The 15,966-nt window shown below is 48.3% G+C and carries 19 protein-coding genes; all 19 read left to right on the top strand.

Annotation, left to right across the window (positions count from 1 at the left end; translation table 11 throughout):
* Positions 1-29 precede the first annotated feature (29 nt).
* The 19 genes from DWX33_RS05235 to DWX33_RS05150 all read left to right on the top strand — a co-directional run bounded on the left by DWX33_RS05235 (position 30) and on the right by DWX33_RS05150 (position 15,966).
* Positions 30-413, top strand: coding sequence for a hypothetical protein (locus DWX33_RS05235; protein WP_122379967.1), 384 nt, complete (start codon positions 30-32; stop codon positions 411-413).
* On the top strand, positions 370-642 hold the full coding sequence (locus DWX33_RS05230) for a VRR-NUC domain-containing protein (RefSeq protein ID WP_199713266.1): 273 nt from the start codon (positions 370-372) through the stop codon (positions 640-642). The genes DWX33_RS05235 and DWX33_RS05230 overlap by 44 nt, the downstream gene beginning before the upstream one ends.
* Positions 629-2,023: a DEAD/DEAH box helicase gene (locus DWX33_RS05225; protein WP_122379965.1), complete on the top strand. Its 1,395-nt coding sequence runs from the start codon at positions 629-631 to the stop codon at positions 2,021-2,023. The genes DWX33_RS05230 and DWX33_RS05225 overlap by 14 nt, the downstream gene beginning before the upstream one ends.
* The gene (locus DWX33_RS05220) at positions 2,016-2,201 is read left to right on the top strand and encodes a ribbon-helix-helix domain-containing protein (RefSeq protein WP_122379964.1); all 186 of its coding nucleotides are present in this window, start codon (positions 2,016-2,018) and stop codon (positions 2,199-2,201) included. The genes DWX33_RS05225 and DWX33_RS05220 overlap by 8 nt, the downstream gene beginning before the upstream one ends.
* Positions 2,176-2,508, top strand: coding sequence for a hypothetical protein (locus DWX33_RS22275; protein WP_147425492.1), 333 nt, complete (start codon positions 2,176-2,178; stop codon positions 2,506-2,508). Before DWX33_RS05220 ends, DWX33_RS22275 begins: the two co-directional genes overlap by 26 nt.
* Positions 2,459-2,767: an HNH endonuclease signature motif containing protein gene (locus DWX33_RS05215; protein ID WP_122379963.1), complete on the top strand. Its 309-nt coding sequence runs from the start codon at positions 2,459-2,461 to the stop codon at positions 2,765-2,767. Before DWX33_RS22275 ends, DWX33_RS05215 begins: the two co-directional genes overlap by 50 nt.
* Before the next feature lie 184 nt (positions 2,768-2,951).
* Positions 2,952-3,344, top strand: coding sequence for a phage terminase small subunit P27 family (locus tag DWX33_RS05210; RefSeq protein WP_233570124.1), 393 nt, complete (start codon positions 2,952-2,954; stop codon positions 3,342-3,344).
* A complete protein-coding gene (locus DWX33_RS05205; RefSeq protein WP_122379962.1) occupies positions 3,341-4,960 on the top strand; it encodes a terminase large subunit in 1,620 nt (539 codons plus the stop codon). The genes DWX33_RS05210 and DWX33_RS05205 overlap by 4 nt, the downstream gene beginning before the upstream one ends.
* 44 nt (positions 4,961-5,004) lie before the next feature.
* Positions 5,005-6,249: a phage portal protein gene (locus tag DWX33_RS05200; protein WP_122379961.1), complete on the top strand. Its 1,245-nt coding sequence runs from the start codon at positions 5,005-5,007 to the stop codon at positions 6,247-6,249.
* A gap of 41 nt (positions 6,250-6,290) precedes the next feature.
* Positions 6,291-6,866, top strand: coding sequence for an HK97 family phage prohead protease (locus tag DWX33_RS05195; protein ID WP_122380045.1), 576 nt, complete (start codon positions 6,291-6,293; stop codon positions 6,864-6,866).
* A 3-nt stretch (positions 6,867-6,869) separates the two neighbouring features.
* Complete coding sequence (locus DWX33_RS05190; protein WP_122379960.1) at positions 6,870-8,114, top strand: phage major capsid protein; 1,245 nt, start codon at positions 6,870-6,872, stop codon at positions 8,112-8,114.
* An 11-nt stretch (positions 8,115-8,125) separates the two neighbouring features.
* Positions 8,126-8,431 carry a head-tail connector protein gene (locus DWX33_RS05185; RefSeq protein ID WP_122379959.1) on the top strand — a complete coding sequence of 102 codons (306 nt, stop codon included), beginning with the start codon at positions 8,126-8,128 and terminating at the stop codon, positions 8,429-8,431.
* A complete protein-coding gene (locus DWX33_RS05180; RefSeq protein WP_122379958.1) occupies positions 8,428-8,754 on the top strand; it encodes a phage head closure protein in 327 nt (108 codons plus the stop codon). The genes DWX33_RS05185 and DWX33_RS05180 overlap by 4 nt, the downstream gene beginning before the upstream one ends.
* On the top strand, positions 8,754-9,191 hold the full coding sequence (locus DWX33_RS05175) for a hypothetical protein (protein ID WP_122379957.1): 438 nt from the start codon (positions 8,754-8,756) through the stop codon (positions 9,189-9,191). The genes DWX33_RS05180 and DWX33_RS05175 overlap by 1 nt, the downstream gene beginning before the upstream one ends.
* The gene (locus DWX33_RS05170) at positions 9,188-9,574 is read left to right on the top strand and encodes a DUF3168 domain-containing protein (protein ID WP_122379956.1); all 387 of its coding nucleotides are present in this window, start codon (positions 9,188-9,190) and stop codon (positions 9,572-9,574) included. Before DWX33_RS05175 ends, DWX33_RS05170 begins: the two co-directional genes overlap by 4 nt.
* 5 nt (positions 9,575-9,579) lie before the next feature.
* Positions 9,580-10,050 (top strand): phage tail tube protein, encoded by a 471-nt coding sequence (locus tag DWX33_RS05165; protein ID WP_122379955.1) that lies wholly within the window; start codon positions 9,580-9,582, stop codon positions 10,048-10,050.
* Positions 10,051-10,119: 69 nt separating this feature from the next.
* A complete protein-coding gene (locus DWX33_RS05160) occupies positions 10,120-10,746 on the top strand; it encodes a hypothetical protein (protein ID WP_122379954.1) in 627 nt (208 codons plus the stop codon).
* 1 nt (position 10,747) lies between these two features.
* Entirely contained in the window at positions 10,748-13,885 is a 3,138-nt protein-coding gene (locus DWX33_RS05155) for a tape measure protein (RefSeq protein ID WP_158595282.1), read from the top strand.
* Positions 13,885-15,966, top strand: coding sequence for a hypothetical protein (locus DWX33_RS05150; protein ID WP_122379952.1), 2,082 nt, complete (start codon positions 13,885-13,887; stop codon positions 15,964-15,966). Before DWX33_RS05155 ends, DWX33_RS05150 begins: the two co-directional genes overlap by 1 nt.

Below are 15,966 nucleotides of genomic sequence, written 5' to 3'. Positions count from 1 at the left end.
GTTGGTTTATTCAAACAATAATTAGTGGTATGAAAAGAGAATTTATGGGTTTTAGAAAAGCGATGACGGGTTGCCCCCATCGGGTTGTTGAGGAATTAACGGTTTTAGATTGGCGGTTGATTGATATCGCGGTCGGCATAATAGAAGAATTTCAATCTTCTATCGGGTATAATTCATTCCGTAGGGAATTGGCGAAAGCGGCAAATATACGTTTGACCGATGCCGGGTGGTACATAACAGACGTTTTGACATTCGATCCGGTCATTGATGGGGAGATAGTACCTGTGTTAAGCATAGGATCCTGCGGAGGGAGGTATATTTTATCTGTTACGGATGCGTTCAAGAAATATTATGATGAACGAGAAACTCTTGGAGAGAAAATTAAGGGAGGCGATCAAGAAACTGGGCGGTAAGGCTCTGAAGTTTTCTTCCCCTTATGAGACGGGTTATCCCGATAGGTTAATCTTGATGCCCGGAGGGCGGACATACTGGGCGGAACTGAAGACGACCGGGAAAAAGCCTACCGAAAAGCAGCTACTAAGACAGCTTGAGTTGAGATCCCTCGGGTTCGTCTCGGAGGTGATCGATTCGATCGGGACATTAAACAACTTTTTAATGAGACTTGAAAATGAACGAGAGTAATTTACATAACTATCAACGATATACGGTTGATTTCATTTTAAATCATCCCGCCTCGGGTTGCTTTCTGGATATGGGATGTGGCAAGACGGTTTCTACATTGACGGCCATAAACCGGCTGATGTATGAGGACTTGGAAGTTAGTAAGGTCTTGGTAATAGCTCCCAAAAGGGTCGCCGAGGATACTTGGACCAAGGAGGTCGAGAAATGGGACCATCTAAAACACCTTCGGGTTTCCAAGGTGCTGGGGACTGAGCGCCAACGTAAGGAGGCATTACGTAAGGAGGCCGATATTTACGTGATCAATAGGGAGAACGTATGCTGGTTGGTGGCCCAATATCGAGGATCATTGCCTTTTGACATGTTGGTGATAGATGAACTGTCCAGCTTTAAGAATCCGAAAGCGCAGCGTTTCAAGGCCCTCCGTCTTGTGCGGCCGCAGATCGATCGCGTAGTCGGTTTGACCGGCACGCCGGCCCCGAATGGCTTGTGTGACATCTGGAGTCAGATTTACTTACTGGATCAGGGGGAGAGGCTGGAGAAAACAATCACGAGATACCGGGAAAAGTACTTTCGTCCAGGCCGGAGCAATGGGCAAGTCGTATTCGACTACAAGATACTTGACGGGTCGGAGAAAGCGATATACCAAAAGATATCCGATATCTGCGTGTCGATGAAAGCCGAGGATTATCTGGAATTACCGCCGCGTTTGGATCATACGGCAGAGATCTCTTTACCGGACGATATCCGGGCTCGATATGAGGATTTTGAGAAAACGGAGGTCTTGCGGTTGTTGGATCAAGACGGGGAAAGCCCCATATCCGCCGTGAACGCCGCCGCGCTGTCGAGTAAATTGCTGCAATTCAGCAACGGCGCGATATACGACGCCGATCGGAACGTACACGAGATACACGACTATAAACTTGAGGCGCTGGAGGAGATAGTCGAGGCGGCCAACGGAGAACCTGTCTTGATCTTCTACTCTTTCCGGCACGATATCGGCCGCATCAAACGGAAATTGAGAGCCTACAAGCCCCGTGAGCTCGTAGGCGGTAAGGATATAGATGACTGGAACGCCGGAAAGATACGGGTCTTGATGGCCCATCCGGCGGGGGCGGGGCACGGGTTGAACTTGCAAAAGGGAGGAAATATTATCGTTTGGTACGGTTTGACATGGTCATTGGAATTGTACCAGCAAGCCTGCGCCAGGCTGCACAGGCAGGGGCAATCGAGGCCGGTACAGATTTACCATTTACTCACGAAGGGAACGATGGACGAGGACGTGATGAAAGCGATATCGGGAAAGGCCGACAAGCAGGAGGCCTTGATGCAGGCGGTTAAGGCTAGAATCAATAAATACAAGGGAGGGAACGTAAATGGATAGGACAAGGAGGTCGATCAGGTTTGATGAGAGAACATGGATGCTTTTAAAAGAGCTATCGGAGAGGACGGGTTCCAAGGTATCCGTGATAATCAGGGGGATGGTAACACGTAGTATCGAGGCGCTTCTTGATGAGGCGGGAAACTTTAAGCTGGATGAGGACAAGGCAAAGAAGGAATAAGACGAACGGATTTATCGCAAATGCGTTGGGGCGGTTGTATAAAGACCTGTTCGAGGTCTGTTGTAGGGGGCCGGTCTCGGGTTGTGGGTATTACGGCAATGAGGATATTTTTCAGGAAACGATTTTATTCGTGATACGGGATCCGGCGGCCTCAACATTGAGGACCGATGATGAGATAATAAGGCATTTCAAGTATCGCTTTCAAATGATTCGATATCAAGTAATGAAAGATAATCAGCAACTAAAGGAGGTAAATTATGCCGACAATATACAGGCCCAAAACGGGTCATCAGAAACAGAAGAATGATAGCCAATATGATGCCGAGCGTCGTAAGATATATAATTCCGAGCGCTGGCGTCGGCTTCGGGCCATGAAGTTCGCCATATCGCCGTTATGCGAGATGTGCGAGAAAGATGGCAGGGTTGTACCGGCTGAGGATATACACCATATAGTTAGCTTTATGGGCGTGACTGATCCGGAACAGAGATATTTATTAGCCTATGACTTGAATAACCTTATGAGCTTGTGTAAGAGACACCATCAGGCCGTCCATAATCGAAGATAACGTTCCACGAGTGATGTTCCACGTTAGGGGAGGGGTATGGGGGTATTTTTTAGCGCTTCCGCCCCTCGAAACCTCACCGAACCCAGCTTTACACGCACGGGTAAATTTTGATTTTTGGAATCGTTAAAATTTTAACATGTATCACTGTCGGACATTTTTATGGTTGATAGGTAAACTGTGTGGTATGGCGGTGAAATTTGATATGCCGGATAAATTATCCGATGAGACAAAGAAGTTCATGACCGATGTCGTAAAGGAATTGAATAAACGAAAGGCAATCCAGAATATTGATTTGGGAGCGCTCCGTATGCTTGCGACTTCTTATGAGATGTATTTGCAGGCCACGGACATAATGCTGGAGGAAGGTCCCATCGTGCAGATAAAGTATGAGATGGCCGCAAATCCCGCCCAGAATATTGCGACTAAAAACTATGCCCAGGTTATGAAGATTATGACAGAGTACGGCTTGACGGTTAAAAGCCGCTCCCATATTAGCGCAATGAAAGATGATAAAACCGGCAGTAGCCCGATGGAGGAGTATTTTAAGAAAAAAGCGAAAAAGGTAGAGAAGCGATGAAAGGGTATTACCAGTATGCGCAGGAGGTCCTTTCCGGGAAAATCGTAGCCGGTGAATATATAAAATTAGCCGCCGAAAGATTTTTTTCCTTGATAGAGGACGATAGGTACGAGTTTAGAGAAGAGAAAGTGGATGAGGTAATAGAGTTTATCGCTATTTTGAGACATTATACTGGAAGGCACGCAGGTAAACCTTTCATTTTAGCTCCGTGGCAGATGTTTATTGTTGCGTGTATCTATGGGTTTTATGTAAAAACTGACGGGACAAGGCTCGTTAAGTCCGTCTATATTGAGATGGCAAGAAAACAAGGTAAGTCTGCCTTGGCCGCAGCCCTTTGCCTATATCATTTAATTGACGACGGGGAGGCTAACGCGGAGGTATATCTGGCCGCTAATAGTAAAGATCAGGCAAAGATAAGCTTCGGGATGTGCTCGAACTTCGTGAAAGGCTTGGATCCGGGACATAAGTATCTTGAGCCGTATCGGGATCGGGTGAATTTCGAGAAAACTCTGAGTGTTCTCCGGGTATTGGCCGCTGATGACAGTAAACTGGACGGCTTTAACGCCTCCATGTTTCTTCTGGATGAGTATCATGCGGCGAAGAATGGCAAGCTAAAGGATGTCTTGCAGTCCTCACAAGGTATGCGTGAGAACCCTATGTCGATAATTATAACGACAGCAGGTTTTGATAAGTTGGGACCATGTTATCAATTTCGTACGATGTGTACCGAGGTTCTGAAAGGATTAAAGAGGGACGATACCCTTTTCGCCGCTATTTATTCGTTAGATCCGGATGATGATTGGAAGGATGAAACGTGTTGGGTTAAGAGTAATCCCAATTTGGGCATAACCGTAAAGCCCTCCTATGTTCGTGAACAAGTGTGGAAAGCGATAAACTCCCCTTCGGAGGAGGTCGGGGTTAAGACAAAGAATATAAATCTGTGGTGCGACTCAAGTACGGTATGGATACCGGAGCACTATATCTTGGACGCCTCTCGGACTGTTAATGTTGATGATTTCATTGATAGGGAGTGCTTCGTGGGTATAGACCTTTCGAGCACGAGTGACCTTACGTCCATGTCGGCCTTATTCCCCGATGAGGAGGCCGGAAAAATGTATTTTAAGACGTTGTACTATCTTCCGGAGGCTGCCTTGCAAGAAAAACGTTTCAAAGAGCTATACGGCGAATGGCGTCGGCAGGGGGAGATAACGATCACGCCCGGAAATGTCGCCGATTACGACTATATCTTGAACGATCTCGTGAAACTCCGGGATAAGGTTTATATCCAGTCGGTCGGTTACGACCAATGGAACGCTACCCAGTTCACGATAAACGCGACGGAGAAGGGCTTTAATATGATACCGATCTCCCAGTCGTTGGGTAATTTCAACCGTCCAACAAAAGAAATGGAAAGGCTATTGCTCTCGGGAAAGGCTATACTCGACAATAATGTGATCAACCGGCATTGTTATCGTAACGTGGTCATGAAATTGGATTATAATGGAAATATGAAACCTACGAAACAATACGAGGAGAAGAAAATAGACGGGGTGATATCTGAATTAATGGCTTTAGGTGGGTACTTAGCCTCTCCGAGGTATAGCGCTGCTATTTAGTTTGTCCGACAAAATTATGGTTAGTATGAAAACACCGATTGAAGATGAGAGTCCCTTTTACGGATATAGAGATAGATATAAGAAGAAAAGCGAGCAAACAGGAGATATCGAATTTTCGTGCTTGGACAGGCGGGATCACCCCTTTTTTAGCGAGCCGGGATAAACCGATGTTGCTGTCCACTGTTTATCGTTGCGTTGATTTGATCTCGGATAGCGTGGCCGTTCTCCCCTTGGAGACGTACAGGGTGGATAAGGAGGGTTTTAAAACCCCTTATCAAGACCATCCAGCTTATGAGTTGCTAAATTTAGAGCCTAGCGAGGATATGACTCGTTTTACTTTCTTTAAAACGTTGATGACCTCCGTCTTATTAACGGGAAATGGATACGCCTATATTGAAAGAGATAAAAATTTATATCCCTTGCAAATTATTTATATTCCAACGCCTCAGGTATCGATTGAGTGGATAACCGATAGCTCCGGCATTCACCGGAAAAGGTACAGGGTTACCGGGTTCCGGGAACTCGTGGAACCCCGTGACATGATCCATGTGCTCAACTTTTCATACGATGGGATTATAGGGGTCTCTACCCTCACCCATGCCCGGCAATCGCTGAATATTTCTTCAGATAGCGAGGCCCACGCTTCTGGTTTTTTCAAGAGTGGGGCGAATACGGCCGGGGTGTTGACAATCGAGGGGGTAAGGCTGGATAAAAGGCAAAAGGAGCAGAATTACCAAGAATGGGAAAACCGGACAAACCCGGTTACCGGGCGGCCGAACGGTATCGTCATCTTGGAGGGAAATATGAGATATCAGCCTATTACGGTCAGCCCGAAAGACTCGCAATTATTAGAATCTCGGCAGTTTAATGTCGTGGACATATGCCGTTTCTTTTCTGTCTCCCCTGTCAAGGCTTTTGATCTTAGTAAATCCAGCTATTCAACGGTTGAGGCGACACAATTAGCCTATCTTACCGATACGGCCTCAGCGATTATCACGAAAATAGAGTTGGAGATTAATCGGAAAGTATTTCTATCGTCGGAGCGTCGGTCCGTTAAGGCTGAATTTAATACCTCCGCTCTCCTTCGCACCGATAAAGCGGCGCAAGCGGCGTACTGGAAAGATTTATTCAACGTAGGGGCGGCTACACCGAATGAGATTCGCCGTGAGAATAATTTACCTCGTAAGGGGAACGGGGATAACGCTTTCGTGCAGGTCAATGTACAGACTTTGGACCGTGCCGTAACGGATCCCGTTAAAAATAGTGATTTGCCGACAAAGCAAAAATGATTTTGTCGGACAAAATAGTGGTTAGTAGATAAAACATGGTCATGAACGAGAATAGAGAAATAAGAAATACCGCCTATAAAGTGGTTTCGGATGAGGAAAAACGTACGGTCGAGGGGTATGCCCTTCTATTTGACGTTAGATCGGACGGGCTATCTTTTGAGGAGGTCATTCAACGAGGGGCTCTTGATGGGGTGCTTGAAAAAAGCAATGTGTTCGCCTTGATGAATCATGACCCGGGGAGAGGAATCTTAGCCCGATATAAAAATGGGGAGGGTAGCTTACGGCTTGAGATCGATCAAAAGGGGTTGAAATATCGTTTTGAGGCCCCTAGAACAGCATTGGGGGATGAGTTACTTGAGAATATTCGTAGGGGAGAGATTAGTGAATCTTCTTTTGCCTTTACCGTTGAGAAAGACACGTGGGAGAAAAAATCAGACGGGACTTGGAAGAGGTCAATTGAAAAACTCGGGGAACTTTTTGACGTGTCTCCGGTCTATGATGGCGCTTATTCAAAAACTTCGGTCTATATGAGAGGAAAGGAGCAAGCCGAGCGGGAACTGCGACAGCGCAAGCTGGATGAGTATTATGACAATATCGATAAATCATTAAATATTTGAGTTATGCCTAAAGAAAAAAGTATTACGGAATTACGGGACGAACGTAACCAGCTTGCGACCCGTTCAAAAGAGATTACGGCAGGGGCCCGCAGAGAGACCCGTATGCTGAATGAGGGAGAGCAAAAGGAGTTAGGGGAAATCCAGTGTCGTCTTGCGGATATCAATACTGAAATTGCCATGCATGAGGAGGAAAACCGGGGGAAAGGTAAGCAGCACCAACCGCAAGTGGGGAAATTCTCTTTGCGCCGGGCTATCGCTAACTTAGTGGATGGAACTCCGCAGAGTGACGTGGAGGCCCGTGTTATTGAGACCACCACGACTCTGCACAATACGTCCGGTGCGCAAATGTCTGAAAAGCGCAGCATCGTGGTTCCTGTAAATATAGAAAAACGCGCCCCATTTACGGCAACAACCGAAGCCGTTACGGGGGTGATCGTTGATGAGGAGCAACAGGAGATGCTACTGCCCTTGCAGTCTGCGTTGGTGTTAGCCCGTGCGGGTGCCCGATTTATGACCGGATTGCAAGGTAATATCTATTGGCCCAAATTCTCGGGGGCTAACGTATTCTGGGAGGGCGAAAATGCTGAGGCCAAGGATGGGGCGGGTGCGTTCTCCAAGGATAATTTATTTAAGCCTTTGCGATTGACCGCCTATGTGGATATTTCTAAGCAACTACTCGTGCAGGAGAACGCTTCTGTGGAGGCCTATATTCGTCAAGCCATTGCGGTAGCTATCGCACAGAAGATTGAGCAGTCGGCATTTGCGAAGACCAAGGGTGTGGAAAATACTCCCGATGGTATGTTTCATACTCTTGACAAGAATATTAAAGGGGATATCACGTGGGCCCAGATCGTCGCTATGGAAACCAACGCTGATGTACAGAACGCATTGTTTGGAAATCTTTCCTACATTTTGCACCCGGCTCTTGTCGGCAAGGCCAAGACTAAAGTGAAAGACGCTTCCGGGGCGGGCGGGTTCATTTTTACGGGTAATGGGGACGGGCAGCTAAATGGCTATCGTGCGTTAAGTACTAATAACTTACCGAAAGAGTTAGGTGAAACCTCAGATGAGTTTGGTGCGGTTTTCGGTAACTGGTCTGATTATTTCTTGGGACAGTGGGGCGGGATCGAATTATTGGTGGATCCTTACACGCAGGCCTTAAAGGGTACGGTGAGATTGATTACCAATTCCTATTGGAACATGGGCTTTATCCGCAAAGAATCATTCACTATCGCTTCCATGAAATAAAATTATCAGATATGGCATACATAGCTTTAGAACAGGCGAAACAGCATCTTATCATTGATGAGACCTATACGGTGGATGATGATTATATCCGTATGCTGATTGAGGCCGCTGAGATAACAGTTGCTAAAGATGTATGTGAGGATCTAAAGGATTTAGAGGTTAAGCCGGGAGAGATCCCGGCCCCCTTAAAATACGCTATCCTACTGCAAGTCGGTGATTATTACAACAGTCGTGAAACAGTGGCCTTTGTGTCTACCCTAAGCGAGGTTCCAACATATAAACATTTGATTGGATTATATCGAAATTACTCAAAATGAGAGCCGGATTATTACGTGAAATATTAGTTTTTGAAGAACTTCAGGCTGTTACGTCTCCCTCAGGGGCAGTAAGCAAGGAGTATGTTAAAATCTATACTTGCAAAGGGCATAAGAAAAAACTGTCTCTCATCCGAGATGCGGATGGCATGAACGCGCGGGAAGAATTTACAGGAAATACCTTGATATTCCAAGTGCGCTATCATCCGGTCATAAACGAAAAACAAAGAGTGCTATATCAAGGGCGTTATTATTCTATTTCTTTGCTTGACTGGCAAAGATCTGATAATACTTACCTGGTTACATTATCAAAAATGAATACGTGATGATTACAGTAAAACTAATAGATCGTGAGGCGGTAGTTAATCTCGTTGAAGGGCTCGAGGACTTTGAAAAGGATCGGGCAATAAAGGCAGGTTTACGCTCCGCAGTAAGTGTTTTTAAAACGGCGGGTAAGCGTAATTTACGACAAAGACTGAAAACCCCTGGCGGTGTTACGGACAACCTGATGAAATCATTTACAAATAAGGTAAAACGTACTAAGCTAGGGGCTCTTTCTGGATTCGCCCGACCCGCCGGTAGCCATGCGCACCTTGTCGATAAAGGAACAAAAATGAGGTATACCAAAAAGGGGTGGCGACGAGGGATCGTGCCCGCCAATAATTTTTGGTCGGATGCGCTCGTGAGCGAGGAACCTAAAGCGATGGGGCTTTTGTATTCTGGGGTAGAAAGGGCGGTTCAACGAATTAATAACAGGCGATGATAAAACGGGGTGAATCTAAATTGAAAGTAACGACAGTTATCCGGCAGATACTTTTAAAGAATGGTGACTTATCTGCTCTAATCGGAGAAAAGATTTTCCCATTATACGCACCAAAGGGTACGGAGGGTGATTTTATCCTTTATGTGCGTGATGAGTATTCTACACAATACACCGCAATGGGACTTTTTAGTCAGCAGTGCCGAGTTTTTATAAATGTTGTAAGTGATAACTATGATCGTAGCCAGGATATCGCCGAATTAATATTAGGCGTATTGGAGGGCGATCGATCTAACGGGCTTCGGATAAGGTTGAAAGACTCAACCGAGGATTATGAGGATAAAAAGTTTATCCAGGTATTATTGTTCGAAATTTCTAATTCATAAAAAATATGACGACAACTTATGATTCTGCAATTGATACCCTTATGGGTGACAAACTGATGCTTTTCGTCACCGATGGTTCGAGCACGTTACCGATCGCTTTCGGGACATCGTGCAATATTGATCTGTCTGCCGACACGGTAGACACATCCAACAAGATGTCCGGCAACTGGAAGGAGTTCCTGACCGGGCAGCTCGGTTATACGATCTCCAGCGAGTCCATGATATCGTTCAAGGAGGGACATCTGTCATTCAAGAAACTGAAAGACCTTATGGCTAGCCGGATCCCGGTGGACTTTATCATGGCGAAGGCGAAGGAGACCAACGGGGACTTCGCCAAGGATGCGGAGGTCGTAAAGGGCAAGGCTATCATCACAGCCTTGAACATGACGGCCCAGAACGGGGCTATCTGTACCAGTTCCTGTACCCTGCAAGGGACGGGGCCTCTGGAGGACGGGGCGGTCTCGGCTGGTGGATAAGGTAGGTTTATTACAAGAGTGTTAACGGAGGGAGGCGATTCACGTCGCCCTCTTTTTATTAGAGGGAATATGAGATACAATATTAGGTTAACGATCAAGGCGATCATCCGCGCGGAGCAGATGCTAGGCAAGCCGTTCACGGATTTCGATTATACGGATCGCGAGGAGTTGACGAGGCTCCTGTATTGTTCCGTGCTGGCGAATAACAAGGAGAGGATGGCATACGGGACGTTCCTTGAGGTGGCGGGGAATGAGAAGCAGCTGTCGGCCATGTTGAGCGAGATGGAATTGGAGAACGTGTTGTTGGTGCAGTTCACGGATACGGTGGATAAGGGAGAGGCTGGCGGATCAGGCGATGGATACCGCATGCGCGACTTGGCCTCAGACCTTATCGTATCTGGCGGGCTGGATCCGCATTATGTCATGGACGAGTTGGAGATATCGGATATCCCTGCGCTCGTGAGGGCCTTGGATAGGCGTAAGCGTGAGGGGATGGAGAGCCAGAGGCTTTGGACGTTTCTCGCCGTGGCCCCGCACATCGATACGAGGAAGATCCGTACGGTACGTGACTTCTATGTTTTCCCGTGGGAGGTCGAGGAGCGGGAGCGGAAAGCCGCGGAGGAGATGGACCGTAACAAGGGAATGTTTGACCGGTTCATGTCCGGGGAGTTCAATCACTACTTAAATGATAATTGATATGGCGGGAAAATTATCATTCAGCATCGCGATAAATCTCCTCACGGAGAATTTCAAGAAAGGTACGAATAGCGTGAAAAGTGCTTTCCGTTCCATGCAGGCGCAGATCCTCACGTTCGCTGCCGCCATGGGTTTCGCTGGCGTGAGCCTGTCAAGCTTCTTCTCACAGTTGATACAGGTGGCGAGGGAGACAAGCAAGGCCACGACGGCGTTGAAGAACGTGTCGGGGAGTGTGGCAGGGTTCGCCGACAACCTTCGTTTTACGACGGATCTGGCAAGGAAATATGGGGTCTACGTCAATGACTTGACCGGGAATTTCGCCAAGTTCACGGCTGCGGCCAGCAACGCCAACATGCCGATGGAGGATCAACGGAAGCTGTTCGAGTCCTTATCCCGCGCCTCGGGCGCTTTCGGGCTATCCGCTGACGAGACGAACGGGGTGTTCCTCGCCGTCACGCAAATGATGGGTAAGGGAAAGATACAGGCCGAGGAGCTGAGGGGACAGCTGGGTGAGCGTCTCCCTATCGCCATGCAGGCGATGGCGAAGGCCGCCGGTACGACGGTGGCGGGGCTTGACAAGATCATGAGGGAGGGGAAATTACTTTCCGCAGATGTCTTGCCAAAGTTAGCCGCCGCTCTCGACGAGATGCTCCCGAATGTCGATACGGACAATATCGAGACCTCCCTTAATCGCTTGAAAAACGCTTTTCAGGAGTTTACCCAGAATATGGGCATACAGGACGCATATAAGAGATTGATTGATTCCATCACTAAGTCGGTTCAGCTGGGCACGAAGAATATCCACGCTTTGGTCGCTCAATTGGTAGCGGTACTTACTGGGGTCACTTTAGGACGCTTCTTCAAATGGCTAGTGAGCCAATTGGCGATCGCCCAACGATCGGCTATGGTTGCCGCATCGAAGACCGCTAAAGTTGCCGGGACCGCTTTTGATGAGATCGCATGGAAAGCTCGAAGTGGGGCGGCAACTATGAGTGTTGCGTTTTCCCGATCAATAAGGGCTATCCGTGTGGCTTTCATGTCCATGTTACCAACCGCCGTGTTCACGGGCATTGCGATACTGATCGCCAAGATCATATCCGCTAGGGAGGAGGCTAAAAAGATTAAGGCAATGTTCTCTGATTATGAAAAGGAGACATTGACGATCGGTCGCCCGGAGGATGCTGACAAGTTGCAACGCCTCTATAAAATAGCCTCGGATATCAAGGAGTCCGAGATCGTTCGCAGGAATGCCTTGGGGGAGATCAACGGCTTGCTTGGGACATCCTATGACATAAACAAGGATTCCTTGAAGATCAATGGCGATATCAATACCAAGGTAGCGGAGCGGATAAAGTTGTTGAAGGATGCCGCCGCCGTGGAGTTCTACCAACGAAAAAAGCTGGAGACCGAGGATTCCCAAAGGGATATATTGGCTAAATATGGCGGGACTAGAGAGGGATTGGCGAATGCGTTAAAGGCCTCAAGGAATAACGTGACACTTAGGGGTGGAGGTTACAACTATGATAGCTTTAGGGATGTGCCTAATGATTTAAAACGGTTTAATCAACTGGCAAGAATAGCCGATGACACGGGAAAACAGCTTGAGCTATTCGAGAAAAACATATTAGCAAGCGCCTCGATCCCCGTGGAGGAACCAGATACGAAGAAAAAGAAGAAGACTGACCTTGAGAAAGCTGAGGAGGAATACGCTAAATCTGTCACGGAGTTAACTAATAAGCTGGAGAATAGGGTTCTTACAGAGACAGAATATGACCGCGAGTTGAAAAGACTGAATAAGGCGACCTATGAGACTTTGTCAGGTCTTCTCACCCCGGAACAAGCGAAGGGGAACAAGACGTTCCAGACCGCCAAGGCGGGAGTCTCTGCCAGCAAGATCTATGAGACCGAGACCGATTACTGGGATGAGATGAACAAGCTTTCCGGCCAATACGCCGAGAACTACTTGACTGAGAAGCAATATACGAAGGCAAAACTGGAGCTTACGGAGAAGACCTTGCGGGAGATCGCCGGTATGGAGGATATCGGGGAGGCCGGCAAGGCGTTCGCCTTGGCTCTAACGGAGTCCGCTGATTCGTTAAGAAAGGAGGTGTTTAAGGTCCCTGTGTACAAAGAGCGTGACAAGACCTTCGATTACAAGAAAACGGATATCGAGAAGCTACGGGCGGATCGTGATTCCAGACGGGATTACGTGGATAGGCTTAAGGGTAAGATCGGTGGGGATACGGACGAGCTGGAGGATAGAATAAAGGCTGCGAAAGGAAACCTCGACGCTATCAAGGCCGAATACGGTAAGAACGCCGAGGATTTCATCGATGCCTTGAATGAGGCTTTAAACAATGTCACCAGCTTGGATGAGGCCTTGAAGATCGCCGAGGTGAAGAAGGATGTCAAGGACTTGACCAAGGAGCTTTCTGAGGGGATGTATTCCGGCGTGAAAGAGGTAGCCTCCAGCGCCGACCGGCTCGTGTCAGCCTTCTCTAACTTGAACGAGGTGTTCAGCGATGAGGACGCTTCCGTATGGGAACGTATTCTTGCGGTATGGAACGCCATGATGAACTCCGTGGACGCTTTCATGAGCATAGTCAAGACGATCGATAGCCTTACGGAGATCACAAAAAAACTGGGTAAGGCAAAACAGGAGGAAGCTGTGATCGATACCACCGTTACAACGACTAAAGTTGCTAATGCGGCTACAGGGGCGGCGGCAGATCTTACGGCTGCGACAGTTAAAAAGACAACGGCGGTAGAGGAGGTTGCCGCTAACACGGCGGCAGGGGCATCAGAGGCAGGAAAAAGCGCCGCAAAATTACCTTTCCCATTAAATATAGTGGCTATTGGTGGGGCTATCGCCGCCGCCATCGCCGCTTTTGCTGCTATTCCGAAGTTCGCCGGTGGCGGTATTGTTCAAGGAAATCCGACGGGTGACATGAATCTTGCCCGTGTGAATGGCGGCGAGATGATCCTGAATGGCAGCCAGCAGGCGACGCTATTCCAGATAGCCAACGGGAAGGGCCTAAAGACCCAAGGAGGGGACGGTGAGGTCGTGTTCAAGATAAAGTATGATGAATTGGTCGGCGTGCTGAAGAACGGCGATCGCATAGCAAGGAGGGGTAGGTGATGGATATTAGGTATTATCATGAGTTCAAGGGGCAAGATAACATCTTGAACCGGTTTGAGATATTGACAGGAAGCCTCGTGCAAGCGGTGGAAGTCAAGGCGAGGGCCGACGCGTTCTCCATCGAGTACCCCGAGGTACGTAAGCTGGATCCGGTAAGGGGATCGCAAGCGACGATGAGCCTCATAAGCGAGAGCGTGTTCCAGTTCGTTGACCTGCATACGGATGATATGAGGGGATATCTGGTCAAGTTTTACCGCTCCGGATCCTTGTATTGGGTCGGTTGGCTTGACTCCGAGCTTTATGGGGAGGAATTATCCGCAGTCCCGCCATACGGGGTGACGTTCAAGGCTTCGGATTTCAATATAATGGAGCGATTGAGATACTTAGACGCTTCGGAGAACAAGTACGGCGATATCGTGCCGCTCTTCTCGCATATCAGGCGTTGCCTCGATCGCCTCGGGCTCCCTTTCCAAAAGTTGTATATAGGCTGTACCACGAGGGCGGAGGGTATCACGTGGCTCTCGACGGAGACCGTGTTGCATAGGCTTTATATGATGTCCGGTAATTTCTATGACGAGGATGGTGAGCCTATGTCATGTCGTGAGGTGATAGAGGAGGTCCTGAAGCCTTTCGGGTTGATGATGGTGCAGAAGGATGCCAACCTTTATATATACGATTATAACACCGTCAGGAACGGGTTGCCCCTGAAACGTTTCGATTACGCCACGTTCGCTTTCGAGGCGGACGAGACCATTAATTTCAGCCTTGGTAATCTCCACGATATAGGTTTCGCCTCGACGGACTCAAGCTACGGGTTCGAGGAGTTGGTCAATAACGTGACGATCACCAGCTCATTGTACGCCTCTGCAGGAGGCGATATACTGTCTTATGGGATAGAGGAGGATTCACTGGACGATCTGAAGTCAACTTCGGACCAACCTAAATTTACCTTGAAGGCCTATGGCAAGTGTCCGCCATGGAAGGGCGGGCGGTTTCTGTGCTATGAGGACAAACGTTCGTCGGGCGGTACCCTCACGGGTGCCGAGATGATCTATACAGGCAACGGCTCGGCTTCCAACTTGTGGGAGTTCGATGGCAGGGGTTGTTTTCTTATCGGGTCCGACTCCAAGGTATATGTGAGGATCAAGGTTGACGCTTATATCAATACGCGTGACGATCCGTTTGACTCGGAGGTGACGGAGGATGACAAGAGGACAAGGGGCATGGCTCTCTATGGTGACTTGGTGTTGATGGATAACGAGGGGAGCCCGGTCTCGTATTATTGCAATAACCCTTATACGGAGGAGGGGTGGAAACCCGTGTCGGGAGGACTCGTTCCATCCGGAAAGTTTGCCTTGGTGTTTGCTTCCGTTCCTTTGACAAGCTCCCGGATTGCGAACGCATGGAGAACCAACGGGCAGGTGGCGCATATACTTTCCTCCGGCGCTTTCGGGATATCGAGGAAGGACCAGACGGACGGGACGAGGGTACCCGTTCCCCTGTCTAGCGGATACATGGTCATGAGATTACGGTATTGTATCGTATCCAATCCTACCTTGGACGGCATTGACGTGTTTCCACCGGACAGGGTGAAAAACATCCTTATAGATAATGTGAGCCTGGAGTTGGAGGATGATAAGGGCGAAAAGCTTGACACGGAGGATTACGAGTTCAAGAGTTACGTGAACAGGAAGGTGGCGAGTGATTTCGATGACATCACCTTGAAATGCATCTCCGCCAACGAGGGAAAGGTTCCTATTGGCAAGGGCAATATATTGAGAAAGACGGCAGGCGGCTTTGAGTTCCAGTTATCTTATACCCGGGCGGGCCAGACCGATATCCTAGAGAGATTGCTGATGTGCACGATCCATTCGAATTTTACCACCAAAAACGAGAAAATATCGGTAAATGTAAAAATGGGCGGCAATCCGGCGCTGGGTTACGTGTCTTACGATCCCATCTTATCAGGAACATATCTGGTCGTCGGGTGTACTCTGAATTTTTCGGAAGCGAAGACTCTAATGACGGCGGTCGGGTATTCTGATGACACTGCTAAGTTGAGTGGCATCCCTTATGAATAG

It is taken from the genome of Parabacteroides sp. AF19-14, from assembly GCF_003635485.1.
GTDB lineage: Bacteria > Bacteroidota > Bacteroidia > Bacteroidales > Tannerellaceae > Parabacteroides > Parabacteroides distasonis.
Note: the sequence above shows the minus strand (reverse complement) of the source record. Positions and strands in the feature narration are given on the sequence as shown.

Coding starts and splice junctions, on each gene's coding strand:
- DWX33_RS05205 (WP_122379962.1), top strand. CDS start 3,341: ATGAAAGGGTATTACCAGTATGCGCAGGAGGTCCTTTCCGGGAAAATC.
- DWX33_RS05165 (WP_122379955.1), top strand. CDS start 9,580: ATGACGACAACTTATGATTCTGCAATTGATACCCTTATGGGTGACAAA.
- DWX33_RS05160 (WP_122379954.1), top strand. CDS start 10,120: ATGAGATACAATATTAGGTTAACGATCAAGGCGATCATCCGCGCGGAG.
- DWX33_RS05190 (WP_122379960.1), top strand. CDS start 6,870: ATGCCTAAAGAAAAAAGTATTACGGAATTACGGGACGAACGTAACCAG.
- DWX33_RS05150 (WP_122379952.1), top strand. CDS start 13,885: ATGGATATTAGGTATTATCATGAGTTCAAGGGGCAAGATAACATCTTG.
- DWX33_RS05185 (WP_122379959.1), top strand. CDS start 8,126: ATGGCATACATAGCTTTAGAACAGGCGAAACAGCATCTTATCATTGAT.
- DWX33_RS22275 (WP_147425492.1), top strand. CDS start 2,176: ATGAGGACAAGGCAAAGAAGGAATAAGACGAACGGATTTATCGCAAAT.
- DWX33_RS05155 (WP_158595282.1), top strand. CDS start 10,748: ATGGCGGGAAAATTATCATTCAGCATCGCGATAAATCTCCTCACGGAG.
- DWX33_RS05215 (WP_122379963.1), top strand. CDS start 2,459: ATGCCGACAATATACAGGCCCAAAACGGGTCATCAGAAACAGAAGAAT.
- DWX33_RS05225 (WP_122379965.1), top strand. CDS start 629: ATGAACGAGAGTAATTTACATAACTATCAACGATATACGGTTGATTTC.
- DWX33_RS05200 (WP_122379961.1), top strand. CDS start 5,005: ATGAGAGTCCCTTTTACGGATATAGAGATAGATATAAGAAGAAAAGCG.
- DWX33_RS05235 (WP_122379967.1), top strand. CDS start 30: ATGAAAAGAGAATTTATGGGTTTTAGAAAAGCGATGACGGGTTGCCCC.
- DWX33_RS05220 (WP_122379964.1), top strand. CDS start 2,016: ATGGATAGGACAAGGAGGTCGATCAGGTTTGATGAGAGAACATGGATG.
- DWX33_RS05175 (WP_122379957.1), top strand. CDS start 8,754: ATGATTACAGTAAAACTAATAGATCGTGAGGCGGTAGTTAATCTCGTT.
- DWX33_RS05180 (WP_122379958.1), top strand. CDS start 8,428: ATGAGAGCCGGATTATTACGTGAAATATTAGTTTTTGAAGAACTTCAG.
- DWX33_RS05210 (WP_233570124.1), top strand. CDS start 2,952: ATGGCGGTGAAATTTGATATGCCGGATAAATTATCCGATGAGACAAAG.
- DWX33_RS05195 (WP_122380045.1), top strand. CDS start 6,291: ATGAACGAGAATAGAGAAATAAGAAATACCGCCTATAAAGTGGTTTCG.
- DWX33_RS05170 (WP_122379956.1), top strand. CDS start 9,188: ATGATAAAACGGGGTGAATCTAAATTGAAAGTAACGACAGTTATCCGG.